This is a genomic window from Klebsiella electrica, assembly GCF_006711645.1.
In the GTDB taxonomy this organism is placed as follows: Bacteria; Pseudomonadota; Gammaproteobacteria; order Enterobacterales; family Enterobacteriaceae; genus Klebsiella; species Klebsiella electrica.
Genome location: NZ_CP041247.1, coordinates 3,992,414 through 4,018,255, shown reverse-complemented (window position 1 = coordinate 4,018,255; position 25,842 = coordinate 3,992,414). Strand labels below are relative to the sequence as shown.

Here is a 25,842-nt window from a genome sequence, read left to right as displayed (position 1 = left end):
CCGGTTAATCATCTGACTGACAGCTGAAATGAATTAGCGAATGAACTTCCACACCGATGTCGGGATTTTGTCGTAGAGCTTATTCATGGTCAATTCAGCAAGACGATGATCGGCCGCTGAGTAAAATACAGCCAGTTCGTTATCTGAAAGTTCATATTTGTTTTTTTCAATTACGCGTTCCAGTGTATCAATTGTCTGACAGCGACGTAAGCGCATCAAATAGTCTGTTTTGGTTAATGGTTCACCAGACATAACTTCACCTTTTGATTGTAATAATACTAGCAAGAAAGACTTGCCGGATTTTCCCGACTGGCGTTGACAAAGCATCGGAATAACCGATTTCCCGATTTGCGCCATTTCTGTAAATCGGCCGTGTTAATGCCATAACTACTGAACAACATAAAAGTGTCATCCAGGTATTCGTCCAGCTGAGCGATCAGTTTATTATCCTCAGCGTACTTAATTTTATAATTAAGTGCGAACGTGGCTATGTGTTCGATCAATTCATTAAGTTGAAGATTGATAGCCGACGTCGGGTCATTCACCCACCCGTGGTTACTCTCTTCCAGGTTTGCAAGGCAGTCATGATACAGGGTTTCGCAAAGAAATCGAAGCTGCGCGATATCATGTCTTTTTGGCGAGTATTCGTCCATAACGCATCCCCTTTTGAGTGGTTTAAACGACGACTAACAAGCACCGTTGTGGGATGAACACGACTAACAGACCTGACACATACATTGTAATCCTGTTGTTTTAACTATAATCCACTCTCAAAAAGATTTCACCGTGCTATTACGAAAAATTACAATTATCACCGTTAATTTATCTTAAAAATATCTGAACTTATTATTCTACGGCATTCAATGTGATGCTTCTACAAAGCAATGCTTATGGATCATTGATTTAGCTGACTCTTTTCTTTGAAACCAGATCTTAAACCCGGATAACACTGAGGTTAAGAATATTCTTAGTTCAGGTAAGGGTAAAACGGCAAAAGAATAATCTGATAAAAACAAAGTTAAGCTTATCACCAGAAATTGTATATCAGGATGTAAAGTAAACCGTTGCAATGCGTGCGCTTCAATATACGCTATCCGCAAAATTTCCTCAACGAATCCCGCAGTAAACGGGGGCGAAGGCGAAAAAAAGGGCCGCTTGCGCGGCCCTCTATGGAGAGATTAATGATGCTCAGTCGGATGGCTGTGCTCAATGTCTTCCGATTTCTTGCTGAAGCGGCGGCGAACCACCACGAAGAAGACCGGAACAAAGAAGATAGCCAGAACCGTTGCCGTCACCATCCCGCCCATTACGCCGGTACCTACGGCGTTCTGCGCGCCGGAACCTGCGCCAGAGCTAATGACCAGCGGCATGACCCCGAGGATAAACGCCAGCGAGGTCATCAGGATTGGACGCAGACGCATACGTACCGCCTCCAGGGTCGCTTCAACCAGACCCTTGCCTTCTTTATCCATCAGGTCTTTGGCGAATTCGACGATAAGTATCGCGTTCTTCGCCGACAGGCCAATGGTGGTCAGCAGACCTACCTGGAAGTAAACGTCGTTTGTCAGACCACGGAACGTTGCCGCCAGCAGTGCGCCAATAACCCCCAGCGGGACAACCAGCATCACGGAGAACGGTATCGACCAGCTTTCATACAGCGCCGCCAGACACAGGAATACCACGATCAGCGAGATGGCATACAGCGCCGGCGCCTGGTTGCCGGACAGGCGTTCCTGATAGGACATACCGGTCCAGTCATAGCCAATACCCGAAGGCAGCTTTTTGGCCAGCTCTTCCATCATCGTCATCGCTTCACCGGTACTTCTGCCCGGAGCCGCCTGACCGAGGATTTCCATCGACGGCAGACCGTTATAGCGTTCCAGACGCGGTGAACCATATTCCCAGTGTGAGGTGGAGAAGGCTGAGAACGGCACCATCTGTCCATTGCTACCGCGAACATACCAGTTGCCAATATCTTTCGGCAGCATACGGTATTTCGCTTCGGACATGACGTAGACTTTCTTCACGCGACCGCGGTCGATGAAGTCATTGACGTAGCTACCGCCCCAGGCCGCGCCCAGCGTGGTATTAATGTCACTGATAGAAACGCCCAACGCCTGTGCTTTTTCCTGGTCGATATCCACCTTGAACTGCGGCGTATCTTCCAGGCCGTTCGGACGAACGCCGACCAGCAGGTCAGGGTGTTGCGCCACTTCACCAAACAGCTGGTTACGTGCCTGGGTCAGTTTTTCATGGCCCAGACCAGCCTGGTCGATCAGCTGGAAGTCAAAGCCGGTAGCGGTACCCAGTTCGACGATAGCCGGCAGGTTAAAGGCGAAGACCATTGCATCTTTAATCTGCGAGAAACGGGCCATCGCACGACCGGTAATCGCTTCCACCTTGTTCTCACTGCCCGGACGTGCGCTCCAGTCTTTCAGAGAAACGAACGCAATACCGGTGTTCTGGCCGCGGCCCGCGAAGCCAAAGCCGTTAACGGCAAATACCGATTCAACGTTGTCTTTCTCTTTGGTGAGATAGTAGTCCGTCATCTCGTCGAGCACTTTCTGCGTACGTTCCTGCGTAGCACCGGCAGGAAGCTGCGCCATGCTCAGGAATACGCCCTGATCTTCATCCGGCAGGAACGAACTCGGCAGGCGGACGAACAGCCAGGCCATTCCGACGACGATGATCAGATACAGCACCAGGTAACGACCGGTACTGCGCAGAATGTTACCTACGCTATCGGTGTAGTGGTGCGTGCTCTTATCGAACATGCGGTTAAACCAGCCGAAGAAGCCTTTATGCTCGCCATGACCGCCTTTCGCGATGGGTTTCAGCATCGTGGCGCACAGCGCCGGGGTCAGGATTAATGCAACCAGCACCGACAGCGCCATCGCCGAAACGATAGTGATGGAGAACTGGCGATAAATCGCACCGGTTGAACCGCCGAAGAAGGCCATCGGGATAAATACCGCAGAAAGCACCATCGCGATACCGACCAGCGCGCCCTGAATCTGACCCATGGATTTGCGGGTTGCTTCCTTCGGCGGCAGGCCTTCTTCCGCCATGACACGCTCGACGTTTTCCACCACCACGATGGCGTCATCGACGAGCAGGCCTATCGCCAGCACCATACCAAACATGGTCAGGGTGTTTATCGAGAAGCCAAAAATAGCAAGGATGGCGAAGGTACCCAATAAGACCACCGGCACCGCGATGGTGGGAATCAACGTGGCGCGGAAGTTCTGCAGGAACAGATACATCACCAGGAAGACCAGGATTATCGCTTCCACCAGCGTTTTAACCACTTCATGAATCGAGATCTTCACGAACGGCGTGGTGTCATACGGGTAAACAATCTTCAGGCCCGACGGGAAGAAGGGTTCCATTTTCTTCAGTTCAGCGCGAATGGCCGCTGCGGTATCCAGCGCATTCGCACCGGTCGCCAGTTTGATACCCAGACCGGAGGCCGGCTGGTTGTTATACTTAGCGATGACGTCGTAGTTTTCGCCACCGAGCTCAACTTTCGCCACATCGCGCAGACGAACCTGAGAACCATCCTGGTTCACTTTCAGCAGGATGTTACTAAATTCGTCCACAGATTTCAGACGCGTTTGCGCAATGATCGAGGCGTTCAACTGCTGGCCTTTCACCGGCGGCGTACCGCCTAACTGACCGGCTGCAACCTGGGCGTTCTGCGCTTTAATCGCGTTGATCACATCCACCGGCGTCAGCTGGAAGTTGTTCAGTTTGTTCGGATCCATCCAGATACGCATCGCGTACTGGGAACCAAACAGCTGAACGTCGCCCACGCCGGACGTACGGCTGATAGCATCTTTCATGTTGGCGCCAACGTAGTCGGAAATATCCTCCTGCGTCATGGTGCCGTTAGTGTTGATAACGCCGACAACCATCAGGAAGCTGCTGGAGGATTTCTCCACGCTCACGCCCTGTTGCTGTACTTCCTGCGGCAGCAGCGGCATGGCGAGCTGCAGTTTGTTCTGCACCTGCACCTGAGCGATGTCCGCGTTGGTACCAGACTGGAAGGTCAGGGTTATCTGTACCGTACCGGTTGAGTCACTGTTGGAGGACATGTACATCAGGTTATCGATACCGTTCATATTCTGTTCGATAACCTGCGTCACGGTATCCTGCACCGTTTTCGCATCAGCACCAGGGTAGGTCGCGGTGATCGAGACCGCCGGCGGCGCAATCGTGGGATATTGCGCGACAGGCAGCTTCAGGATCGCAAGTCCCCCGGCAAGCATGATGATTATGGCGATCACCCATGCGAATATGGGGCGATCGATAAAGAAATTAGGCATGTCTTAACGGCTCCTGTTTAAGTTAAGACTTGGTTTGTTCTGACTGAGCGTTACTGGCAACTTGCTGTTGATCGTCAGAGGCTACTTCCTGCGCTTTAACCTGCACGCCTGGTTTAACTTTTTGCAGTCCGGTGACAATCACGCGATCGCCGGATTTCACTCCGCTGGTGACCAGCCATTTATCGCCAATCGCCTGCGTGGCAGTGACCTGACGAACCTCGACCTTGTCGCCTTCACCAACAACCATCACGCTGGCGTCACCACGCGGCGTGCGGGTTACGCCTTGCTGTGGAACCAGCAGGGCATCCGGGTTGGTCCCTTCCTGCAGACGCGCGCGGACGAACATCCCTGGTAACAGGGTGTGATCCGGGTTCGGGAAGATGGCGCGTAAAGTGATAGAACCAGTGGTCTGGTCAACGGTGACGTCAGAAAACTCCAGCGTGCCGCCCTGCGGATACTTCATCCCGTCGTTGGTCACCAGTTCGACTTTGGCTTTGCCGTTTTCTTGTTTCAGCGTGCCGTTTGCCAGCTCTTGTTTCAGACGCAGGAAATCGTTGCTCGACTGGGTCACATCAACATAGATAGGGTCCAGCTGCTGAACGGTTGCCAGCGCAGTGGCCTGACCGTTTTGTACCAGCGCCCCTTCGGTCACGGCGGATTTACCAATCCGGCCGCTGATAGGCGAGGTCACTTTGGTGTAGGCCAGGTTAATACGCGCAGTTTCCACAGCGGCTTTCGCGGCAACAACGGCAGCATTGCTCTGCTGTGAGTTGGCGACGGCAGTATCGTAATCCTGTTGACTGATGTATTTGGTGCCGAGCAGTTTCTGATAACGTTTAACCGTCAGCTGCGCGATATTGGCCGCTGCCTGCGCTTTGGCTAAGTCGCCTTTCGCGCTTTCATAGCTGGCCTGGTAAGTCGCCGGATCAATCTGATAAAGGGACACGCCGGCCTGGATGTCGCCACCTTCCGTAAAGTTACGTTTCAGAATAATGCCACTTACCTGAGGACGGACTTCTGCAATACGGTAGGCGCTGGTACGGCCCGGTAGCTCAGTGGTGATTTGCAGAGGTGCGGATTTGAGCGTCACAATACCGACTTCCGGCATATGCTGAGCCCCTTGCTGAGCCGGTTTGTCGTCACATCCTGTTAGCGCTAAGCTGCCTGAGAGCATCAGAACGACCGCCAGAGGCGTTAACCCTCTGTTTTTGTTCATATGTAAACCTCGAGTGTCCAATTTCAAATTGTGCAGTGGCTCAAACGACCACAAACCCACTACTGTGTTTCTGTTATGGTCATGCTATGGTACATACATTCACAAATGTATGTAAACGCAACCTCTGTAAACTCATCGACCTATGGCACGAAAAACCAAACAACAGGCACTTGAAACCCGGCAACACATTCTGGATGTTGCTCTGCGTCTGTTTTCGCAGCAAGGCGTATCATCTACCTCGTTGGCAGCAATTGCAAAAGCTGCCGGGGTGACGAGGGGGGCTATCTACTGGCATTTCAAGAATAAATCAGATTTATTTAATGAAATATGGGTGTTGTCGGACGCAAGTATTAGCGATCTTGAAGTTGAGTATCGGGCAAAATTCCCCAACGATCCACTGTCAGTTGTCAGGGGGATCTTAGTTCACGTTCTTGAAGCCACTGTGACAGAAGAGCGGCGGCGGCTAATGATGGAAATTATCTTCCATAAGTGTGAATTTGTCGGTGAAATGGAAGTGGTTCAGGAGGCGCAGCGTAGCTTATGTCTTGAGAGCTACGAACGTATCGAACACACGTTAAAGGAGTGTATTGCGGCCAATATGCTGCCGGCTAATTTGTTAACCCGCCGGGCGGCGATTTTAATGCGTAGCTATCTCTCCGGTCTGATGGAAAACTGGCTCTTTGCGCCGGATTCATTCGATCTTGAAAAAGAAGCGCGCGACTACGTGGCCATTCTTCTCGAAATGTATCAGTTTTGCCCTACGCTCCGGGCTTCTCCGGAGGTAAACAATTAGCGATGCCGGCAAAATAAAAAAGGTGCGTGTTTGCTGATAGCCGCCGCTATTCGTGCGATTGCAGAAGTGCTATTCTGCGGGCTGCGACGACCCCCGGTATTCTCCGGCTATTGCAACCACTCATGTTAACACTATGCTGCATACTATCCGTTGGCGAAATGCCACTTCCGCTTTTGTAATTGTACTGCTGTTATTTGTCGGCTGTCTTAGCGTTAATCAAGCTCAGGCTGCCGATGTCCCTGACCGATCTGATATTCAAAACCAACTTAATACGCTAAATAAGCAAAAGGAACTGACACCCCAGGACAAGCTGGTTCAGCAAGACCTGGTGCAGACGCTTGAAGCTCTCGATAAAATTGAGCGGATTAAGTCGGAAACCACTCAGCTGCGGCAACAGGTTGATCAGGCACCGGCGAAGATGCGTCAGGCGGTCGATAGCCTGAATGCGTTAAGCGAGGTGCCGGATGATGAGGCGACGCGGAAAACGCTCAGCACGCTCTCTTTGCGGCAGCTGGAATCTCGTCTCTCCCAGACGCTGGACGATCTGCAAAGCGCGCAGAACGATCTGGCGACCTACAACGGTCAGCTGGTTTCCCTGCAAACCCAGCCGGAGCGCGTGCAAAATGCGATGTATGCGGCTTCCCAGCAGCTACAGCAGATACGCAACCGTCTGAACGGCACCACCACCGGTGACGGAGCCCTGCGCCCAAGCCAGCAGGGATTACTGCTGGCGCAGCAGGCGCTGCTTAACGCGCAAATTGAGCAGCAGCGCAAGAGCCTCGAAGGTAACACCGTATTGCAGGATACGCTGCAAAAGCAACGGGACTACGTCAGCGCCAACAGTAATCGTCTCGAACATCAGTTGCAATTGCTGCAGGAAGCGGTTAACAGCAAGCGCCTGACGCTAACGGAAAAAACCGCTCAGGAAGCGGTCACGCCGGATGAGACGGCGCGTATCCAGTCCAACCCGCTGGTCCAACAAGAGCTGGATATTAACCATCAGCTGAGCCAGAAGCTTATCGCGGCGACTGAGAATGGCAATCAGCTGGTGCAGCGCAACATTAAAGTGAAAAACTGGCTCGATCGGGCGCTGCAATCTGAACGTGATATCAAAGAGCAGATTTCCGTCCTCAAAGGGAGCCTGTTACTGTCGCGCATCCTTTACCAGCAGCAGCAGACGCTGCCGTCGGCGGACGAGCTGGAAGATATGACCAACCGTATTGCCGATCTGCGTCTTGAACAGTTCGAGGTCAACCAGCAGCGCGATGCGCTGTTCCAGAGCGATGCGTTCGTCGCCAAACTGGAAGAAGGGCACAGCACTGAAGTGACCCCTGACGTACATAATGCTCTGCTGGACGTCGTGGATATGCGCCGCGAACTGCTCGACCAGTTTAACAAGCAGCTCGGCAATCAGCTGATGATGGCGATTAACCTGCAGATCAACCAGCAGCAGTTAATGAGCGTCTCCAGCAACCTGAAAGCCATCCTGACCCAGCAGATTTTCTGGGTAAATAGCAACAAACCGATGGACTGGGAGTGGGTTAAATCCTTCCCGGAAGCGCTGAAAGGGCAGTTTAAGGCGATGAAAATCACCGTAAACTGGGAGAAAGCGTGGCCGGCGGTGTTTGTTGCCTTCCTTGCCGGTCTGCCGCTGCTGCTGATTGCTGGCCTGATCCGCTGGCGCCTGCAGTGGCTACGGAACTACCAGGCCCGGCTGGCCTCGCAGGTCGGCCAGTTGCGTAACGACACGCAGCTCCATACGCCTAAAGCGATTCTGATCGACCTGATCCGCGCCTTGCCTGTCGTGCTGCTGATCCTGGCGGTAGGGCTGATTCTGCTGACGATGCAGCTGAACATCAGCGGGCTACTGTGGGCATACAGTAAAAAACTGGCGCTGTTCTGGCTGGTGTTTGGCCTGTGCTGGAAGGTGCTGGAAAAAGACGGCGTCGCGGTAAGCCACTTTAATATGCCGCCGCACCTGACCAGCCACTGGCGTCGGCAAATTGTGCGCGTCAGTCTTGCGCTGCTGCCGCTGAATTTCTGGTCGGTGGTCTCCGAGCTGTCGCCGCTGAATCTGATGGATGACGTGCTGGGGCAGTTCGTTATCCTGCTCAATCTGCTGCTGATCGCGGTACTGGTGTGGCCGATGTGTCGCGACAGCTGGCGTGATAAAGAGTCGCACAGCCTGCGTCTTCTCACCGTCACCGTGCTCTCGATTGTGCCGGTCGCGCTGATGGTGCTGACGGCAACCGGCTACTTCTATACCACCCTGCGTCTTGCCGGTCGCTGGATTGAAACCGTCTACCTGGTGATGCTGTGGAATCTGCTGTACCAGACCGTGTTGCGCGGCCTGAGTGTTGCCGCGCGGCGTATCGCCTGGCGGCGCGCGCTGGCCCGTCGTCAGCATATGGTCAAAGAGGGGGCGGAAGGGGCTGAGCCGCAGGAAGAGCCGACGATTGCGCTGGAGCAGGTCAACCAGCAAACGTTGCGCATTACCATGCTGGTGATGGTCGCCTTGTTTGGCGTCGTATTCTGGGCGATTTGGTCCGATCTGATCACCGTGTTCGCCTACCTCGACAGCATCACATTGTGGCACTACAACGGCACCGAGGCGGGAGCCAGCGTGGTGCGCAGCGTGACGATGGGCAGCCTGCTGTTCGCGATCGTCGCGTCCATGGTCGCCTGGGCATTGATCCGCAACTTACCCGGTCTGCTGGAAGTGCTGATCCTCTCGCGGCTCAACATGCGCCAGGGGACGTCCTACGCCATTACCTCGATCCTCAACTACGCGATTATCGCTATCGGTGCGATGACGGTCTTTGGCGCGCTGGGCGTTTCGTGGGACAAGCTGCAGTGGCTGGCGGCCGCGTTGTCGGTGGGTCTGGGCTTTGGTTTGCAGGAGATTTTCGGTAACTTTGTTTCTGGCCTGATTATCCTCTTCGAACGTCCGGTACGCATCGGCGATACGGTGACGATCGGCACCTTCTCCGGTACCGTCAGCAAGATCCGCATTCGCGCCACGACCATTACCGACTTTGACCGCAAAGAGGTGATCATCCCGAACAAAGCGTTTGTGACCGAACGGCTGATCAACTGGTCGCTGTCCGACACCGTAACCCGGGTGGTGATCCGCATCGGCGTGGCGTACGGCTCCGATCTGGATAAGGTCAAGGAAGTGTTGCTGCAGGCGGCGCACGAGCATCCGAAAGTGATGCCGGAGCCCGCGCCATCGGTCTTCTTCACCACCTTCGGCGCCAGCACGTTGGATCATGAGCTGCGTTTATATGTGCGCGAACTGCGCGATCGCAGCTATACCGTCGATGAACTGAACCGCGCGATCGACCGCCTGTGCCGTGAAAACGACATCAACATCGCCTTCAACCAGCTGGAAGTCCATCTGCGTAACGAAAAAGGGGATGAAGTGACGGAGCTTAAGCGTGAGGTCAAAGGGGACGATCCGTCTCCGGCTATCGGCTAAGACTCAGCAGGGGCGGCCAGTGTGCCGCCCCGTTTCCGACGGGCTGTCGGTCAGCGGTTATCCGTTTCATCAGACGTCTGTGCGGTGCGGTTGAGTTTGTTTTCATAATCACGTTTGATTATCTCCAGCGCCCCCAGTACGGTTTGTGCTGACACCTGGTTCTCTTCCAGCAGCATAATCAAATCAACGGCCAGTTTGACCTCATCCGGGGCATTTTCCAGCGACATAGTGATTCCTTCTGTTAGCGCGTTAAGCGTGCCAGCACGCCTTCTATTTTTTCCAGCGCATCGCGACAGCGCGCTAAACGCCCGGCGCAGGCATCGACTTCCTTCGCCAGCCGCTGCTGCTCCTCAAGCGTTGTCGCCTGCGCCAGTTGATGCTGGCGATCGTTGCGCATCGCCAGCAGTCGACGTTCGTACTCCTGATGCTGAAGCCGCCGCCGCTGCCAGCGGTTCACCCCGGGCGAGGCGCTGTCCCAGCTGCGTAGCGGCCAGGTTGCCGCCTCCCGGCTGAGGGCGGCAACCTGCGCGACCAGCCGCTCCGCCAGCCAGGCGACCTGCGGAAGCTGTTGCTGCTCAACGGCCTGCCGCAGCTCGGAAAAGTGCTGCTGCGCCTCCTTGAGACAGTCCTGCATCAGGGTGCTGCGAGTACGGAACAGCTGGCGATCGAAGCGGGCGCTGAGCGTAGCATGATGCACCAGCGGCGCAACCTGCGCGGCCAGCTGAGCCAACTGATTTTCCAGCGTGTGTAAAAGCCGGGTTGTTTTCAAATAACTCCTCCCTGGTCTGATAGACAACTGTGCTACAGTAGCCCTCTTTGCTGATAACGATTCGCATTATGCCACGTATCATTTTAATCATCATAGGCTGGCTGGCGGTAGTGCTGGGGACGCTGGGCGTCTTTTTGCCTTTATTGCCGACCACCCCGTTTATACTGCTGGCGGCCTGGTGTTTTGCCCGTTCTTCACCGCGCTTTCACCACTGGCTGCTGCACCGTTCCTGGTTCGGCGGCTATCTTCGTCACTGGCAGCAATACCGTGCGATGCCGCCCGGCGCCAGGCCGCGGGCAATCGTGATGATTCTGCTGACCTTCGGCGTGTCGCTGTGGCTGGTTAAGCTTACGTGGGTTCGCATCATGCTGCTGGTGATTCTGGCCTGCCTGTTGATATTTATGTGGCGTATTCCGGTTGTTGACGCGACGCAACAAAAGCACTGATGCACCATAATGAGTGTTGCAATTGTCGCTTACAGACAGTAAATTCGAGCGTTTTCGAGCGCGGGTACGCCTGGTCAAAGGTTAATCAAATGTTTCTTTGACCCGTCTGGCCTGCCCGTGAGTAACACCGTTTTTATCAGGCATAAACTTATGACCGCAACTGCACAGCAGCTTGAATATCTAAAAAGCAGCATCCAAAGCATTCAGGACTATCCGAAACCGGGTATTCTTTTCCGCGATGTCACCAGCTTGCTGGAAGACCCGAAAGCCTATGCGTTAAGCATTGAGCTGCTGACCGAGCGTTATAAAAACGCCGGCATCACCAAAGTGGTGGGCACCGAGGCGCGCGGTTTTCTGTTTGGCGCTCCGGTTGCGCTGGCGCTGGGTGTGGGTTTTGTGCCGGTACGTAAACCGCGCAAGCTGCCGCGTGAAACCATTGCCGAGAGCTACGAGCTTGAATACGGTACCGATCAGCTGGAAATTCATGTCGATGCGATCAAAGCAGGCGATAAAGTTCTCGTCGTTGACGATCTGCTGGCCACCGGCGGCACCATTGACGCCACCGTGAAGCTGATCCGTCGTCTGGGCGGTGAGGTTCATGATGCCGCGTTTATTATCAACCTGTTTGATCTGGGCGGCGAACAGCGCCTTGAGAAAGCGGGCATTCACTGTTATAGCCTGGTTCCATTCCCGGGCCACTAAGCATTTCCCGAGACATAGCCTCGCCGATCGGGCGGGGCTGTGATAGCATGACCCCTCGTGATTTCACCTTCCAGCGTTTCAGAGCCAGCCCATGAGTTATCAGGTCTTAGCCCGTAAATGGCGCCCACAAACCTTTGCTGACGTTGTCGGCCAGGAACATGTGCTGACCGCACTGGCGAACGGCTTATCGTTAGGGCGCATTCATCACGCTTATCTCTTTTCCGGCACCCGCGGGGTAGGGAAAACCTCCATCGCGCGCTTGCTCGCAAAAGGGTTGAACTGTGAAACCGGTATTACCGCCACGCCGTGCGGCGTGTGCGATAACTGCCGCGAAATAGAGCAGGGGCGCTTTGTCGATCTGATTGAGATTGATGCCGCTTCCCGTACCAAAGTCGAAGATACCCGCGACCTGCTGGACAATGTCCAGTATGCGCCGGCCCGTGGCCGCTTTAAAGTCTATCTGATCGATGAAGTCCACATGCTGTCGCGCCACAGCTTCAACGCGTTGTTAAAAACGCTGGAGGAGCCGCCTGCGCACGTCAAATTCCTGCTGGCGACCACCGATCCGCAGAAGCTGCCGGTGACTATCCTGTCGCGTTGTCTGCAGTTCCATCTTAAGGCGCTGGATGTCGAACAGATCCGCCATCAGCTTGAGCATATTCTCGGTGCAGAGCAGATTACTTTTGAATCCCGCGCGCTGCAGCTGCTGTCGCGCGCGGCGGACGGCAGCCTGCGCGATGCCTTAAGCCTGACCGATCAGGCGATTGCCAGCGGCGATGGTCGTCTGACGGCGGAGTCGGTCAGTACGATGCTCGGCACCCTCGACGACGATCAGGCGCTATCGTTAATTGAGGCGCTGGTGGCGGCCGATGGCGAACGCGTTATGGCGGGGGTCAACGAAGCGGCCTCCCGCGGCGTTGAGTGGGAAGCGCTGCTGGTTGAAATGCAGAGTCTGCTGCACCGCATTGCGATGGTTCAGCTCTCTCCTTCGGCGCTGGGCGCCGATATGGCCGCGGTGGAGCTGCGGATGCGTGAACTCGCGCGCACCGTGCCGCCTACCGATATACAATTGTACTATCAGACGCTCCTGATTGGCCGCAAAGAGCTGCCGTATGCGCCGGACAGGCGTATGGGGGTGGAAATGACGCTGCTGCGCGCGCTGGCATTCCATCCGCAGGCGCCGCTGCCGGAACCCGAGGTGAAGCCGCTACCGGCAACGCCGTCCGCGCCTGTGCAGGCGGCGCCCGTCTCCGCTCCGCCGGTGCAGCCGCCGCAGAATCTGCCGCAAACCACCAGTCAGGTACTGGCGGCACGCAGTCATCTGCAGCGCAACCAGGGAGCACCCAGTCCAAAAAAGAGTGAACCGGCAGCCGCATCCCGCGCGCGGCCGGTGAATAACGCTGCGCTGGAGCGACTGAGTTCAATCACCGAGCGCGTGCAGTCCCGTCCGGCCGTTGCTGCGGTGCAGGAAAAGGTTCCGGCCAAAAAAGAAGCCTATCGCTGGAAAGCGACGACGATTGTCGAAACGGTGAAAGAAGAGGTCGCGACGCCGAAGGCGCTGAAGAAAGCGCTGGAGCATGAAAAAACGCCGGAGCTGGCGGCAAAACTGGCGCTGGAAGCGGTCGAACGCGACGGCTGGGCGGCGGAAGTTAACCAACTGGTGGTGCCGAAACTGGTAGAGCAGGTGGCGCTGAACGCGTGGAAAGAGCAGGACGGTAGTCGTATCTGCCTGCATCTGCGTCCGAGCCAGCGGCATCTCAATTCCGCTGGCGCGCAGCAAAAGTTGGCTGAAGCGCTCGGCGTGTTGTACGGTTCAGCGGTTGAATTGACCATCGTGGAAGACGATAATCCTGCGATGCGCACGCCGCTGGAGTGGCGGCAGGCAATTTATGAAGAGAAGCTCGCGCAAGCGCGTGACGCGATTATTGCGGATAACAACATCCAGACGCTGCGCCGGTTCTTCGATGCGGATCTGGATGAAGAGAGTATCCGCCCCATTTGATTGCAAGTTTGACTTGCGGTCAGCATCCTTAACGATGACTTACTGAGAGAGAAGCCTATGTTTGGTGGAAAAGGCGGTCTGGGTAACCTGATGAAGCAGGCCCAGCAGATGCAAGACAAAATGCAGAAAATGCAGGAAGAGATCGCGCAGCTGGAAGTGACCGGCGAATCCGGCGCAGGTCTGGTTAAAGTGACCATTAACGGCGCGCATAACTGCCGTCGCGTGGAAATTGACCCGAGCCTTCTGGAAGACGACAAAGATATGCTGGAAGATCTTGTCGCTGCGGCGTTCAACGATGCGGCGCGCCGTATTGAAGAGACCCAGAAAGAGAAGATGGCTTCCGTCTCCTCCGGCATGCAGCTGCCGCCTGGCTTTAAGATGCCGTTCTGATGCAAACCAGCCCGCTGTTAACTCAGCTTATGGAAGCATTGCGCTGCCTGCCGGGCGTTGGCCCGAAGTCAGCGCAGCGCATGGCGTTTACGCTACTTCAGCGCGATCGTAGCGGCGGGATGCGTCTGGCGCAGTCATTGACGCGCGCGATGTCGGAAATCGGCCACTGCGCCGATTGCCGCACCTTCACCGAGCAGGAGGTGTGCAATATTTGCAGCAACCCGCGCCGCCGTGAAAACGGCCAGATTTGCGTGGTGGAAAGCCCCGCAGACATCTATGCCATTGAGCAGACCGGGCAGTTTTCCGGGCGCTACTTTGTCCTGATGGGCCACCTGTCGCCGCTTGATGGCATCGGGCCGGACGATATCGGGCTCGATCGTCTGGAGCAGCGCCTGCGCGACGAATCGATGCGGGAAGTGATCCTCGCCACCAACCCGACGGTGGAAGGCGAAGCGACCGCCAACTACATCGCCGAACTCTGCGCGCAGTATGGTGTGGAAGCCAGCCGTATCGCCCACGGCGTACCGGTAGGCGGCGAGCTGGAGATGGTTGACGGCACCACGCTGTCGCACTCCCTTGCCGGCCGGCACAAGATTCGTTTTTAACCAAACGGAGGCGCTTTTTGGCGCCCCCGCTTGAAAATTTCTCCCCCAGTCCCCATCTCCCCTTCATCGGTTTTTTTACCATTAACAATGGCATTGTTGAGGTTGATTTAGATGAAAGGACAAGAAACTCGTGGTTTTCAGTCAGAGGTTAAACAGCTTCTGCACCTGATGATCCATTCTCTTTATTCCAATAAAGAAATTTTCCTGCGTGAACTGATTTCCAACGCCTCCGATGCGGCCGACAAGCTGCGTTTCCGCGCGCTGTCCCAGCCGGACCTGTATGAAGGCGACGGCGAGCTGCGCGTGCGCGTCTCTTTTGACAAAGATAACCGCACCTTGACCATCGCCGATAATGGCATCGGGATGAATCGCGATGAAGTGATTGACCACCTTGGGACGATTGCCAAATCCGGCACCAAATCGTTCCTCGAATCCATGGGCTCCGATCAGGCGAAAGACAGCCAGCTGATTGGCCAGTTTGGCGTCGGCTTCTACTCGGCGTTTATCGTGGCCGATAAAGTCACCGTGCGCACCCGTGCGGCGGGCGATAGCGCGGAAAACGGCGTGTTCTGGGAGTCTGCCGGCGAAGGCGATTACACCGTTGCCGATATCACCAAAGCCGATCGCGGCACTGAAATTACCCTGCACCTGCGTGAAGGCGAGGATGATTTCCTCAACGACTGGCGCGTGCGTTCGATCATCAGCAAATATTCCGATCATATCGCGCTGCCGGTAGAGATTGAAAAGCGCGAAGAGGTTGACGGTGAAACGGTGATCTCCTGGGAGAAAATCAACAAGGCCCAGGCGCTGTGGACGCGTAATAAGTCGGAAATCAAAGACGACGAATATAACGAATTCTATAAACACATTGCCCACGACTACAGCGATCCGCTGACCTGGAGCCACAACCGCGTGGAAGGCAAGCAGGAGTACACCAGCCTGCTGTATATCCCGTCGCAGGCGCCGTGGGATATGTGGAACCGCGATCACAAGCATGGCCTGAAGCTGTACGTGCAGCGCGTCTTCATCATGGATGAAGCCGAGCAGTTCATGCCGAACTATCTGCGCTTTGTCCGCGGCCTCGTCGACTCCAACGATCTGCCGCTGAACGTGTCGCGTGAAATTCTGCAAGACAGCAGCGTCACCCGCAACCTGCGCACCGCCCTGAGCAAACGCGCGCTGCAGATGCTGGAAAAACTGGCCAAAGACGACGCGGAAAAATATCAGACCTTCTGGCAGCAGTTTGGCCTGGTGCTGAAAGAAGGCCCGGCGGAGGACAGCGCGAATCAGCAGACGATTGCGAAGCTGCTGCGTTTCGCCTCTACCCATACCGATTCCGCCGCGCAGAGCGTGTCGCTGGAAGAGTATGTCTCGCGCATGAAAGAAGGGCAGGAGAAGATCTACTACATCACCGCCGACAGCTATGCCGCGGCGAAGAGCAGCCCGCACCTCGAGCTGCTGCGTAAGAAAGGCATCGAAGTACTGCTGCTTTCTGACCGCATCGACGAGTGGATGATGAGCTACCTGACCGAGTTCGATGGCAAGGCGTTCCAGTCGGTCGCGAAAGCCGACGAATCGCTGGATAAGCTGGCGGATGAGGTCGACGAAAGCACCAAAGAGGCCGAAAAGGCGCTGGAACCGTTCGTTGAGCGCGTGAAAACGCTGCTGGGCGAGCGGGTGAAAGAGGTCCGTCTGACGCACCGTCTGACCGACACCCCGGCGATTGTCACCACCGATGCGGACGAAATGAGCACCCAGATGGCGAAGCTGTTTGCCGCTGCGGGTCAGTCTGCGCCGGAAGTGAAGTACATTTTCGAACTGAACCCGGCGCACCCGCTGGTGAAACGTGCCGCCGATACTCAGGATAACGCGCAGTTCGGTGAGTGGGTCGAGCTGCTGCTCGATCAGGCCCTGCTGGCTGAACGCGGTACCCTGGAAGATCCTAACCAGTTTATTCGCCGCATGAACCAGCTGCTGGCTTCCTGATCCCTTTGTTGTTTGTCCACACCGGTCCGGCCGGTGTGGACGCCTCCTCCGATAGCGTAAAATCTGCCTTTCAGGCAAAATAAACCTTCCATTAACCGTTTCAGCCGCTCTGCCTTCCTTGAGCCATCCGCATTCTGGTGGTATCGTTTAGCGCTTTTTGAAAAATTGAATCAACTTTTGAGGGGATTTTCGTAATGCGTATTATTCTGCTTGGCGCTCCGGGCGCGGGTAAAGGAACTCAGGCTCAGTTCATCATGGAGAAATACGGAATTCCGCAAATCTCTACCGGTGACATGCTGCGCGCTGCGGTGAAATCTGGCTCCGAGCTGGGCAAACAGGCCAAAGACATCATGGACGCTGGCAAGCTGGTGACTGACGAACTGGTTATTGCGCTGGTGAAAGAGCGTATCACCCAGGAAGATTGCCGTAACGGTTTCCTGCTCGATGGCTTCCCGCGCACCATTCCGCAGGCTGACGCCATGAAAGAAGCGGGCATCGCCGTTGATTACGTTCTGGAATTTGATGTGCCAGACGAACTGATCGTTGACCGTATCATTGGTCGTCGCGTTCACGCGGCTTCCGGTCGCGTATACCACATCAAATTCAACCCGCCGAAGGTTGAAGGCAAAGACGACGTGACCGGCGAAGAGCTGACCACCCGTAAAGATGACCAGGAAGAGACCGTCCGTAAGCGCCTGGTGGAATACCATCAGATGACGGCGCCGCTGATCGGTTACTATCAGAAAGAAGCTGAAGCGGGCAACACCCGGTACGCGAAGGTTGACGGTACCAAAGCCGTTGCCGACGTGCGCGTTGAACTGGAAAAAATCCTCGGTTAATCCCGTTGGTTCTCATCCTACGACGGTGGGATGAGAACATCTCTTATTATACCTTTTTCTATGATTGGTTCCGTTTAGCGCCATTTCAGCTACAATTGTCAGCGATTCAAATGGTTAAGAGGCGGTAATGCATCAGACGAAAACAGGTATCTTGTTAGCCAACTTAGGCACTCCCGATGCGCCCACGCCCGATGCGGTGAAGCGCTATCTGCGACAATTTCTCAGCGACAAGCGGGTAGTTGATACGCCCCGTCTGCTGTGGTGGCCGCTCCTGCGCGGCGTGATACTGCCCCTGCGCGCGCCGCGGGTCGCGAAACTTTATCAGTCCGTGTGGATGGAAGAGGGCTCGCCGCTGATGGTTTACAGCCGTCGACAGCAGCAGGCGCTGGCCGCGCGTCTACCCGATACGCCGGTTGCCTTAGGCATGAGCTACGGCTCGCCTGCGCTGGAAAGCGCGGTGGATGAACTGCTGGCCCAGGGCGTGGACCATATCGTGGTGCTGCCGCTGTATCCGCAGTACTCCTGCTCCACCGTGGCAGCCGTGTGGGATGAACTGGCGAGAATTCTGGCTAAAAAACGGGCCATCCCGGGTATCTCCTTTATTCGCGATTATGCCGATGATGCCAGCTATATCGATGCGCTGGCCGCCAGCGTGCGCGCATCGTTTGCCGTGCACGGCGAACCGGATGTGCTGCTGCTTTCTTATCACGGCATCCCGCAGCGTTTTGCCCACGAAGGCGATGATTACCCGCAGCGCTGCCGCGATACCACCCGCGAGCTGGTCTCCGCGTTGGGACTGGCGCCGGACCGTGTCATGATGACCTTCCAGTCGCGCTTTGGCCGCGAGCCGTGGCTGACGCCCTACACCGACGAGACTTTGAAAATGTTGGGCGAGAAGGGCGTGAAGCATATTCAGGTGATCTGTCCGGGCTTTGCTGCCGATTGTCTGGAAACGCTGGAGGAGATTGCGGTACAGAACCGGGAAGTCTTCCTCGAAGCTGGCGGGCAGAAATATGAATATATCCCGGCGCTTAATGCGGACAGCGCGCATATCGAAATGATGGTCAACCTGACGGCACCGTATCGCTAATCGCGTGCGGCAAGGGGAATATGCTATTATTCCCCGCTTGTTCACTGCCATTAAATCGCCACTATGAAATTTCCCGGTAAACGCAAATCCAAACACTACTTTCCCGTCAATGCCCGCGATCCGCTGCTGCAACAAACGCAGCCGGAAAATGAATCCAGCATCGCGTGGGTGGTCGGCATCGATCAAACGCTGGTTGATATCGAAGCCAAAGTAGATGAGGCGTTTATCGTGCGCTACGGCCTCAGCGCCGGCCATTCGCTGGTCATCGAAGATGATGTCGCTGAGACGCTCTATCAGGAGCTGGTACGGAATCATTTAATTACCCACCAGTTTGCCGGTGGTACGATCGGCAATACCATGCACAATTACTCGGTGCTGGCGGATGACCGCTCGGTATTGCTGGGCGTCATGTGCAGCAACATCGAAATCGGCGGCTACGCCTATCGCTATCTGTGCAACACCTCCAGTCGTACTGACCTGAACTATCTGCAAGGGGTCGACGGGGCCATTGGTCGCTGCTTTACCCTGATTAGCGACGCGGGCGAACGCACCTTTGCCATCAGTCCGGGCCACATGAATAAGCTGCGTCCGGAAAGCATTCCTGAAGAGGTGATTGCCGGTGCCTCTGCGCTGGTGCTGACCTCCTATCTGGTGCGCTGCAAGCCCGGCGAGCCGATGCCGGACGCGACGATGAAAGCCATCGAGTATGCCAAAAAGCATGATGTGCCGGTGGTGCTGACGCTGGGAACGAAGTATGTCATTGCCGATAACCCGCAATGGTGGCAGCAGTTCCTCAAGGAGAACGTCTCTATTCTGGCGATGAATGAAGAAGAGGCCGAAGCGCTGACCGGGCTGTCCGATCCGCTGCTGGCTTCGGATAAGGCGCTGGAGTGGGTGGACCTGGTCCTGTGTACCGCCGGACCTGCGGGGCTGTATATGGCCAGCTTTACGGAAGACGAGGCCAAACGTAAAACCCAGCATCCGCTGCTACCAGGGGCGATTGCCGAATTCAACCAGTATGAGTTTAGCCGCGCAATGCGTCATCAGGATTGCGTGAACCCTTTACGGATTTATTCGCATATCGCGCCGTATATGGGGGGGCCTGAGAAAATTATGAATACCAACGGTGCCGGTGACGGGGCGCTGGCGGCGCTGCTGCACGATATTACCGCCAATAACTATCACCGCAATAACGTACCAAACTCCAGCAAGCACAAGTGCAAGTGGCTGACCTACTCGTCGCTGGCGCAGGTGTGCAAATACGCGAACCGCGTCAGCTATCAGGTATTGAACCAGCACTCTCCGCGTTTAACTCGCGGCCTGCCGGAACGAGAAGATAGTCTGGAAGAGGCATACTGGGAGCGTTAAACCCGTTTCCCCTCTTGCGCCGCGAGAGGGGAATAAGGTAGCAACAGCAGGGACCGGCTGAGTACGCCTCTCGCTGCCCGAGAGGCGCTAAGGTAGCATCGGGAACGGGATTATCCGGTAACCACTTCACCCGCCGGCGGCGTCTCCAGCAGTAGCAGCATGGCGCGTGCGATTTCACGCTCGCCCATCACCACCTGATTCGCGCCGCGTTCGGTAATGTAATCCACTTCATCGTCATAATGCGCCCGAGCGATAATCTCGATATTCGGGCATTTCTCGCGGGCGGCAGCGACGATTTCCCCCGCCTCATAGCCGTTAGGAATGGTCAGCAGCAGCCAGCGGGCGCAGTCCAGATGCGCCAGATTCATGATCTCTTCATTCGCCGCATTGCCCAGCACCGCGCGAATACCGCGCGCGCGCAGTTCATCGACGCGGGTACGCGAGGTTTCGATAACCACCAGCGGAATCCCCTGGGCCATCAGCTTTTCGCCCAGCAGGCTCCCGACGCGGCCAAAGCCCACCAGCAGCGCGTGGTTGCAAATATCGACCGGAATCTGCTTCTCTTCCTCAAGCACTTCTTCGAAGGTCTGCTCGTCCAGCGTCTCGGTTTTATCGAGGTATTTTTCCAGCACGGCGAACAGCACCGGGTTAAGCATGATGGAGATAATCGCCCCGGCCAGGACCAGATTTTGTCCGGCCTGCGGCAGCAGATTCAGCGCCATGCCAAGCCCGGCAAGGATAAAGGCGAACTCACCGATTTGCGCGAGGCTGGCGGCGATAGTCAGCGCGGTGCGCGGCGAGTGGCCGAACATCCGCACGAGGAAAAAGGCGGCCACCGACTTACCGAAGATAATGATAGCCAGCGTCGCCAGCACCGCCAGCGGTTGCTCCAGCAGGATCATCGGATCAAACAGCATGCCCACGGAGACAAAGAACAGCACGGCGAACGCATCGCGCAACGGCAGCGTATCGTGCGCGGCGCGGTGGCTGAGTTCGGATTCGTTCAGCACCATTCCGGCGAAAAATGCGCCAAGCGCAAAGGAGACGTCGAACAGCTCAACCGCACCGAAGGCGATCCCGAGAGCGAGGGCCAGCACCGACAGGGTAAACAGTTCGCGGGAGCCGGTGGCGGCGCTGCGGGACATAATCCACGGTACCAGACGACGGCCCACCAGCATCATAATGGCGATAAAGGCGATCACTTTGCCGATGGTGATCCCCATATCGACGGCCAGCGACGCCAGGCCAACATTGCCTTTTTCCGCCATACCGGCGACGGCCGGCAGCAGAACCAGCGTCAGAACCATCACTAAATCTTCGACGATAAGCCAGCCGATGGCTATCTGCCCTCGTTGGCTATCAATAAGCTGCCGTTCTTCCAACGCGCGCAGCAGCACCACGGTACTGGCGGTAGAGAGACACAGGCCAAATACGATGCCGGTCATCAGCGACCAGCCCAGCACGGCAGAAAGCGCCATACCCAGCAGCGTTGCCACGGCTATCTGGGCAATCGCGCCGGGAATGGCTATCGACTTTACCGCCATCAAATCCTTTAAGGAGAAGTGCAGCCCGACGCCGAACATCAGCAATATGACGCCCAGCTCAGCCAGCTCCGGCGCCAGTTTGGTATCGGCAACGAAGCCTGGTGTAAAGGGACCAGATAACACGCCTGCTAATAGATAGCCCACCAGTGGCGAAATGCGCAGCTTATTGGCAATCATGCCGAAGATAAAAGCGAGTACGAGCCCACCGACAATGGTGGTGATAAGCGGTGTTGCGTGGTGCATTCCGTCTCCTTGTATGTGGTGAGCCAATCCATTTTCAGTATTAAACACGCCATCCTGCAGGCCGGTGCGCCGTTCTCCGGGGGATTTATGCACCCATGGATGCACACTCGCTGCCGCGCTGCAACGCGGATGGTGCGGTGTCTAAACCTAAAAAACCGAGTAATAGTTTATGACAGTTTTAGCCATTTTGTTTATGAATAATTGTTGAATTATGCAGAAAAGTGGAATTTAACTGCAAAAAGGCACAGATCGGAAAACTACGGCAGCTAATGAGCGCGAGTGCTGGCAGGATAAGGGATTACCGCGGCCAAAGTTTCACTTTAGCCGCCGGATAATCAGGATTTTTGACGGTTGTCAGGAAGGAATATCGTCAATATGCCGATAAGTGGCAGGAAAGCACAGATTTTATAAACCAGCTCGATACTGGTGTGGTCCGCTAACAGCCCCAGAACGGCGGCTCCGAGCCCCCCCATACCAAATGCGAAACCGAAAAACAGACCGGAAACCATGCCGATACGCCCCGGTAACAGCTCCTGAGCGTAGACCAGAATAGCCGAAAATGCCGAGGCGAGGATAAATCCAATGATCATGGTCAAAATCCCCGTCCACTCCAGCGTGGCGTAGGGTAAAACGAGGGTAAAGGGGGCTACGCCGAGGATCGAGCCCCAAATTACATATTTACGCCCAATCTTATCGCCAACTGGCCCGCCAATCACTGTACCTGCGGCAACGGCAAACAGGAAAATAAACAGATGAACTTGCGCATTCTGGATCGATAATCCGAATTTATGCATCAAATAAAAGGTGTAATAGCTGCTGATACTCGCCATATAGAAATATTTCGAGAAAATCAGCATCAGCAGGATGCCGACCGCCAGAATCACTTTGTTTTTCGGCAGCGGACTGGCGACGACGGTCTTTGGTTTACCTTTATTCATCCGATGCTGCGCGGCATACCAGCGACTGATTTGCGACAGCACGACGATGGCCAGCAGCGCGGCCAGGACGAACCACGCGACGTTACCTTTGCCGTAGGGCGCGATAATCACCGCCGCCAGCAGCGGGCCCAGAGAGCTACCAAAGTTACCGCCAACCTGGAATAGCGACTGCGCCAGTCCGTGACGGCCGCCGGAGGCCATCCGCGCCACGCGCGACGATTCCGGGTGGAAGACCGAAGAACCGGTCCCCACCAGCGCGGCGGCAAGCAGGACCGTGCCAAAACTCCCCGCCAGCGCCAGCAAAACCAGGCCGCAGAGCGTAAAACACATGCCGATCGGCAGCGACCATGGCATCGAATGTTTATCGGTCCAGTAGCCGACCACCGGCTGAAGCAGCGAAGAGGCCAGTTGGAAGGTCAGGGTGATCATCCCGATTTGCACGAAGGTCAGGGAAAACTCCGACTGAAGCAGCGGGTAAATCGCCAGAATCAGCGACTGGATCATATCGTTCAGCAGATGGGACAGGCTGATTGCGCCCAGAATACCAAACGAGGTGCGTGCTTTTTGCGGCGCAGCAGCGGGGCCGGATAAGGGTTGAACAGTCTGATTCGTCGCCATAGGTTCACTTTAAGAGCGTCATTGTGGATGCAGATGAAATTATTATCTGCCTAACATACCTGTCCCTGAGGTGTGAAGGAAGACTCAATGCGCAAAACATATTTGCCTGGCGACGTAACTCGCTATACTTTCGGCACTTGTTTATTAAGTCAGGGAGAGAAAGATGCATTTTTTAAAACGGGCGGTGGCACTGGGGCTATTTACCGCACTGTCTCTGGGAAGCTTATCTGCACGGGCTTATGAGCAGGATAAAACCTATAAAATCACTATTCTGCATACCAACGATCACCACGGGCATTTCTGGCGTAATGATTACGGCGAATATGGGCTGGCGGCGCAAAAGACGTTGGTCGACGGGATTCGCAAAGAGGTCGCCGCTGAGGGCGGCAGCGTTCTGCTGTTATCCGGCGGCGATATTAATACCGGCGTACCGGAGTCCGATTTACAGGATGCGGAGCCAGATTTTCGCGGCATGAACCTGATTGGTTATGATGCGATGGCGGTAGGTAACCACGAGTTTGATAACCCGCTCAGCGTGTTACGCCAGCAGGAAAAGTGGTCAAAGTTTCCGTTCCTCTCCGCCAATATTTACCAAAAAAGTACCGGTGAGCGTCTGTTTAAACCCTGGGCGCTGTTCAAACGCGGCGGGTTAAAAATCGCGGTCATTGGCCTGACCACCGATGACACGGCGAAGATAGGCAACCCGGAGTATTTCACCGACATCGAATTCCGCAAACCGGCGGACGAGGCCAAACTGGTTATCCAGGAACTGCAGCAAAATGAAAAACCGGATGTGATTCTGGCAACCACTCACATGGGCCATTATGACAATGGAAATCATGGTTCTAATGCCCCGGGCGATGTTGAAATGGCGCGCAGCCTGCCGGCAGGAGCGCTGGCGATGATCGTCGGCGGCCATTCGCAGGACCCGGTCTGTATGGCTTCTGAGAATAAAAAACAGGTCGATTATGTGCCGGGCACGCCGTGCGCGCCGGACAGACAGAACGGGATCTGGATCGTGCAGGCGCATGAGTGGGGGAAATATGTCGGACGCGCCGATTTTGAGTTCCGCAACGGCGAGATGAAGCTGGTGCACTATCAGCTGATCCCGGTCAACCTGAAGAAGAAAGTGACCTATGATAACGGCCAGAGCGAGCGGGTGCTCTATACGCCGCAAATACCGGAAAACCCGCAGATGATGTCGCTGCTGACGCCATTCCAGAATAAAGGCAAAGCCCAGCTTCAGGTCAAAGTGGGCAGCGTGAACGGGCATCTTGAAGGCGATCGCAGCAAGGTGCGTTTCGTGCAGACTAATATGGGACGTTTGCTGCTGGCGGCGCAAATGGCGCGTAGCAATGCCGATTTTGCCGTGATGAGCGGCGGCGGTATTCGCGACTCCATCGAAGCCGGGGACATTACCTATAAAGATGTCATGAAGGTGCAGCCGTTCGGCAACGTGCTGGTGTATGTCGATATGAGCGGCAAGGAAGTGACGGAATATCTGACCGCCGTGGCGCAGATGAAACCAGACTCCGGCGCCTATCCGCAGTTCGCCAACGTCAGTTTCGTGGCGAAAGACGGCAAGCTGAATGATTTGAAAATCAAAGGCGAACCGGTCGATCCGACGAAGACTTACCGGATGGCGACGCTGAGTTTTAACGGTACCGGCGGCGACGGCTATCCGCATATCGACAATAAGCCGGGTTATGTGAATACCGGTTTTATCGATGCCGAAGTGCTGAAAGAGTATATCCAGAAAAACTCACCGCTGGATGCGGCCGCCTATGAGCCGAAAGGCGAGGTGAGCTGGCAGTAACGCGCGAGGATTTCCCGGCGGCGCGGCGCTGAGCGAGCTACGGATTTGCCACGATCGGGGGGATCCGTCGTCTGGTCAGACGCCACGCGCCGCCTTCGGGATTATCCCGGTCTGTCTACGCTGAAGCGTGATTAATCGCGGCGGGCGATATCGGCGAATTTGGCGTCGAGAATCTTCGCTAAATCGCTGGCCGCCAGTTCAATATCCAGCCCGCGTTTGCCGCCAGAAATATAAATGGCGTTAAACGTCTGGGCCGGGGCATCAATCAGCGTCGGTAGCCGTTTCTTCTGCCCGAGCGGGCTGATGCCGCCGACCAGATAGCCGGTCGTACGCTGGGCGACCATGGGATCCGCCATGTCCACCTTCTTCGCGCCGAGGGCTTTGGCCACTTTTTTCAAGTCCAGCTGTCCGGCTACCGGCGTCACCGCCACGGCGAGATGTTTCATATCCCCGTTGACTGCAACCAGCAGCGTCTTATAAACCTGGTCTGCATTCAGCCCCAGTTTGCGGACTACTTCGTCGCCAAAGTTGGTTTCATTGGGGTCGTGATCGTAGCTGTGGATCTTAAAAGCAATTTTGTTTTTTTCGAGTAACTTAACGGCGGGAGTCATACTTATCCTTCTTACCAACCGATCTCATGTGCTGTCAGCATACGCCTGTTGAATGTGTAAAAA

General features: G+C 55.6%; 21 protein-coding genes and 1 other annotated feature. Of the genes, 12 read left to right on the top strand and 9 right to left on the bottom strand.

Annotation, left to right across the window (positions count from 1 at the left end; all coding sequences use genetic code 11):
- Positions 1-33 precede the first annotated feature (33 nt).
- The 4 genes from Electrica_RS19220 to acrA form a co-directional block, all read right to left on the bottom strand.
- The gene (locus Electrica_RS19220; protein ID WP_004858783.1) at positions 34-252 is read right to left on the bottom strand and encodes an HHA domain-containing protein; all 219 of its coding nucleotides are present in this window, start codon (positions 250-252) and stop codon (positions 34-36) included.
- 26 nt (positions 253-278) lie between these two features.
- Positions 279-653, bottom strand: a complete 375-nt coding sequence (tomB, locus tag Electrica_RS19215; protein ID WP_004858785.1) for an Hha toxicity modulator TomB — start codon at positions 651-653, stop codon at positions 279-281.
- Positions 654-1,178: 525 nt separating this feature from the next.
- Positions 1,179-4,325 carry a multidrug efflux RND transporter permease subunit AcrB gene (gene acrB, locus Electrica_RS19210; protein WP_141965201.1) on the bottom strand — a complete coding sequence of 1,049 codons (3,147 nt, stop codon included), beginning with the start codon at positions 4,323-4,325 and terminating at the stop codon, positions 1,179-1,181.
- Between the two features lie 22 nt (positions 4,326-4,347).
- On the bottom strand, positions 4,348-5,541 hold the full coding sequence (acrA, locus tag Electrica_RS19205) for a multidrug efflux RND transporter periplasmic adaptor subunit AcrA (protein WP_100683172.1): 1,194 nt from the start codon (positions 5,539-5,541) through the stop codon (positions 4,348-4,350).
- 142 nt (positions 5,542-5,683) lie between these two features.
- Here acrA and acrR point away from each other — a divergent pair, with 142 nt between their 5' ends.
- Both acrR and mscK read left to right on the top strand, forming a co-directional pair.
- Entirely contained in the window at positions 5,684-6,334 is a 651-nt protein-coding gene (acrR, locus tag Electrica_RS19200) for a multidrug efflux transporter transcriptional repressor AcrR (protein ID WP_141965200.1), read from the top strand.
- Between the two features lie 133 nt (positions 6,335-6,467).
- Complete coding sequence (gene mscK, locus Electrica_RS19195) at positions 6,468-9,812, top strand: mechanosensitive channel MscK (RefSeq protein ID WP_131047524.1); 3,345 nt, start codon at positions 6,468-6,470, stop codon at positions 9,810-9,812.
- A 50-nt stretch (positions 9,813-9,862) separates the two neighbouring features.
- Here mscK and rsmS read toward each other — a convergent pair whose 3' ends face one another.
- Complete coding sequence (gene rsmS, locus Electrica_RS19190) at positions 9,863-10,039, bottom strand: pleiotropic regulatory protein RsmS (protein ID WP_100683175.1); 177 nt, start codon at positions 10,037-10,039, stop codon at positions 9,863-9,865.
- A gap of 14 nt (positions 10,040-10,053) precedes the next feature.
- Complete coding sequence (gene priC / locus Electrica_RS19185; protein WP_141965199.1) at positions 10,054-10,581, bottom strand: primosomal replication protein N''; 528 nt, start codon at positions 10,579-10,581, stop codon at positions 10,054-10,056.
- A 68-nt stretch (positions 10,582-10,649) separates the two neighbouring features.
- Here priC and Electrica_RS19180 point away from each other — a divergent pair, with 68 nt between their 5' ends.
- The 9 genes from Electrica_RS19180 (at position 10,650) to Electrica_RS19140 (ending at position 20,009) form a co-directional block, all read left to right on the top strand.
- Positions 10,650-11,027 (top strand): DUF454 family protein, encoded by a 378-nt coding sequence (locus tag Electrica_RS19180; RefSeq protein ID WP_100683177.1) that lies wholly within the window; start codon positions 10,650-10,652, stop codon positions 11,025-11,027.
- 150 nt (positions 11,028-11,177) lie between these two features.
- On the top strand, positions 11,178-11,729 hold the full coding sequence (apt, locus tag Electrica_RS19175) for an adenine phosphoribosyltransferase (protein ID WP_100683178.1): 552 nt from the start codon (positions 11,178-11,180) through the stop codon (positions 11,727-11,729).
- A 91-nt stretch (positions 11,730-11,820) separates the two neighbouring features.
- Positions 11,821-13,731, top strand: a complete 1,911-nt coding sequence (gene dnaX, locus Electrica_RS19170; RefSeq protein WP_141965198.1) for a DNA polymerase III subunit gamma/tau — start codon at positions 11,821-11,823, stop codon at positions 13,729-13,731.
- Positions 13,061-13,125: a sequence feature (DnaX frameshifting element), on the top strand. Its footprint overlaps the gene before it by 65 nt.
- 57 nt (positions 13,732-13,788) lie before the next feature.
- Positions 13,789-14,121, top strand: a complete 333-nt coding sequence (locus tag Electrica_RS19165) for a YbaB/EbfC family nucleoid-associated protein (RefSeq protein WP_004858807.1) — start codon at positions 13,789-13,791, stop codon at positions 14,119-14,121.
- Entirely contained in the window at positions 14,121-14,726 is a 606-nt protein-coding gene (gene recR / locus Electrica_RS19160) for a recombination mediator RecR (RefSeq protein WP_100683180.1), read from the top strand. Before Electrica_RS19165 ends, recR begins: the two co-directional genes overlap by 1 nt.
- Positions 14,727-14,837: 111 nt before the next feature.
- The gene (gene htpG / locus Electrica_RS19155) at positions 14,838-16,712 is read left to right on the top strand and encodes a molecular chaperone HtpG (protein WP_100683181.1); all 1,875 of its coding nucleotides are present in this window, start codon (positions 14,838-14,840) and stop codon (positions 16,710-16,712) included.
- Between the two features lie 194 nt (positions 16,713-16,906).
- Complete coding sequence (adk, locus tag Electrica_RS19150) at positions 16,907-17,551, top strand: adenylate kinase (protein WP_100683182.1); 645 nt, start codon at positions 16,907-16,909, stop codon at positions 17,549-17,551.
- A gap of 127 nt (positions 17,552-17,678) precedes the next feature.
- Positions 17,679-18,641 (top strand): ferrochelatase, encoded by a 963-nt coding sequence (hemH, locus tag Electrica_RS19145; protein WP_131047527.1) that lies wholly within the window; start codon positions 17,679-17,681, stop codon positions 18,639-18,641.
- A gap of 63 nt (positions 18,642-18,704) precedes the next feature.
- Complete coding sequence (locus Electrica_RS19140; RefSeq protein ID WP_100683184.1) at positions 18,705-20,009, top strand: inosine/guanosine kinase; 1,305 nt, start codon at positions 18,705-18,707, stop codon at positions 20,007-20,009.
- 110 nt (positions 20,010-20,119) lie between these two features.
- On the opposite strand, the gene ybaL is transcribed toward Electrica_RS19140, so the two are convergent.
- A complete protein-coding gene (gene ybaL, locus Electrica_RS19135) occupies positions 20,120-21,796 on the bottom strand; it encodes a YbaL family putative K(+) efflux transporter (RefSeq protein ID WP_100683185.1) in 1,677 nt (558 codons plus the stop codon).
- 335 nt (positions 21,797-22,131) lie between these two features.
- On the bottom strand, positions 22,132-23,352 hold the full coding sequence (locus tag Electrica_RS19130; RefSeq protein WP_141965197.1) for an MFS transporter: 1,221 nt from the start codon (positions 23,350-23,352) through the stop codon (positions 22,132-22,134).
- A 163-nt stretch (positions 23,353-23,515) separates the two neighbouring features.
- Here Electrica_RS19130 and ushA point away from each other — a divergent pair, with 163 nt between their 5' ends.
- Positions 23,516-25,168, top strand: a complete 1,653-nt coding sequence (gene ushA, locus Electrica_RS19125; RefSeq protein ID WP_100683187.1) for a bifunctional UDP-sugar hydrolase/5'-nucleotidase UshA — start codon at positions 23,516-23,518, stop codon at positions 25,166-25,168.
- A gap of 131 nt (positions 25,169-25,299) precedes the next feature.
- On the opposite strand, the gene ybaK is transcribed toward ushA, so the two are convergent.
- The gene (gene ybaK, locus Electrica_RS19120; protein ID WP_100683188.1) at positions 25,300-25,779 is read right to left on the bottom strand and encodes a Cys-tRNA(Pro)/Cys-tRNA(Cys) deacylase YbaK; all 480 of its coding nucleotides are present in this window, start codon (positions 25,777-25,779) and stop codon (positions 25,300-25,302) included.
- Positions 25,780-25,842: the final 63 nt, after the last annotated feature.

Excerpts from the sequence above, each read along its gene's own strand:
- Electrica_RS19220 (WP_004858783.1), bottom strand. The coding sequence starts at position 252 with ATGTCTGGTGAACCATTAACCAAAACAGACTATTTGATGCGCTTACGT.
- tomB (WP_004858785.1), bottom strand. The coding sequence starts at position 653 with ATGGACGAATACTCGCCAAAAAGACATGATATCGCGCAGCTTCGATTT.
- acrB (WP_141965201.1), bottom strand. The coding sequence starts at position 4,325 with ATGCCTAATTTCTTTATCGATCGCCCCATATTCGCATGGGTGATCGCC.
- acrA (WP_100683172.1), bottom strand. The coding sequence starts at position 5,541 with ATGAACAAAAACAGAGGGTTAACGCCTCTGGCGGTCGTTCTGATGCTC.
- acrR (WP_141965200.1), top strand. The coding sequence starts at position 5,684 with ATGGCACGAAAAACCAAACAACAGGCACTTGAAACCCGGCAACACATT.
- mscK (WP_131047524.1), top strand. The coding sequence starts at position 6,468 with ATGCTGCATACTATCCGTTGGCGAAATGCCACTTCCGCTTTTGTAATT.
- rsmS (WP_100683175.1), bottom strand. The coding sequence starts at position 10,039 with ATGTCGCTGGAAAATGCCCCGGATGAGGTCAAACTGGCCGTTGATTTG.
- Electrica_RS19180 (WP_100683177.1), top strand. The coding sequence starts at position 10,650 with ATGCCACGTATCATTTTAATCATCATAGGCTGGCTGGCGGTAGTGCTG.
- apt (WP_100683178.1), top strand. The coding sequence starts at position 11,178 with ATGACCGCAACTGCACAGCAGCTTGAATATCTAAAAAGCAGCATCCAA.
- dnaX (WP_141965198.1), top strand. The coding sequence starts at position 11,821 with ATGAGTTATCAGGTCTTAGCCCGTAAATGGCGCCCACAAACCTTTGCT.
- Electrica_RS19165 (WP_004858807.1), top strand. The coding sequence starts at position 13,789 with ATGTTTGGTGGAAAAGGCGGTCTGGGTAACCTGATGAAGCAGGCCCAG.
- recR (WP_100683180.1), top strand. The coding sequence starts at position 14,121 with ATGCAAACCAGCCCGCTGTTAACTCAGCTTATGGAAGCATTGCGCTGC.
- htpG (WP_100683181.1), top strand. The coding sequence starts at position 14,838 with ATGAAAGGACAAGAAACTCGTGGTTTTCAGTCAGAGGTTAAACAGCTT.
- adk (WP_100683182.1), top strand. The coding sequence starts at position 16,907 with ATGCGTATTATTCTGCTTGGCGCTCCGGGCGCGGGTAAAGGAACTCAG.
- hemH (WP_131047527.1), top strand. The coding sequence starts at position 17,679 with ATGCATCAGACGAAAACAGGTATCTTGTTAGCCAACTTAGGCACTCCC.
- Electrica_RS19140 (WP_100683184.1), top strand. The coding sequence starts at position 18,705 with ATGAAATTTCCCGGTAAACGCAAATCCAAACACTACTTTCCCGTCAAT.
- ybaL (WP_100683185.1), bottom strand. The coding sequence starts at position 21,796 with ATGCACCACGCAACACCGCTTATCACCACCATTGTCGGTGGGCTCGTA.
- Electrica_RS19130 (WP_141965197.1), bottom strand. The coding sequence starts at position 23,352 with ATGGCGACGAATCAGACTGTTCAACCCTTATCCGGCCCCGCTGCTGCG.
- ushA (WP_100683187.1), top strand. The coding sequence starts at position 23,516 with ATGCATTTTTTAAAACGGGCGGTGGCACTGGGGCTATTTACCGCACTG.
- ybaK (WP_100683188.1), bottom strand. The coding sequence starts at position 25,779 with ATGACTCCCGCCGTTAAGTTACTCGAAAAAAACAAAATTGCTTTTAAG.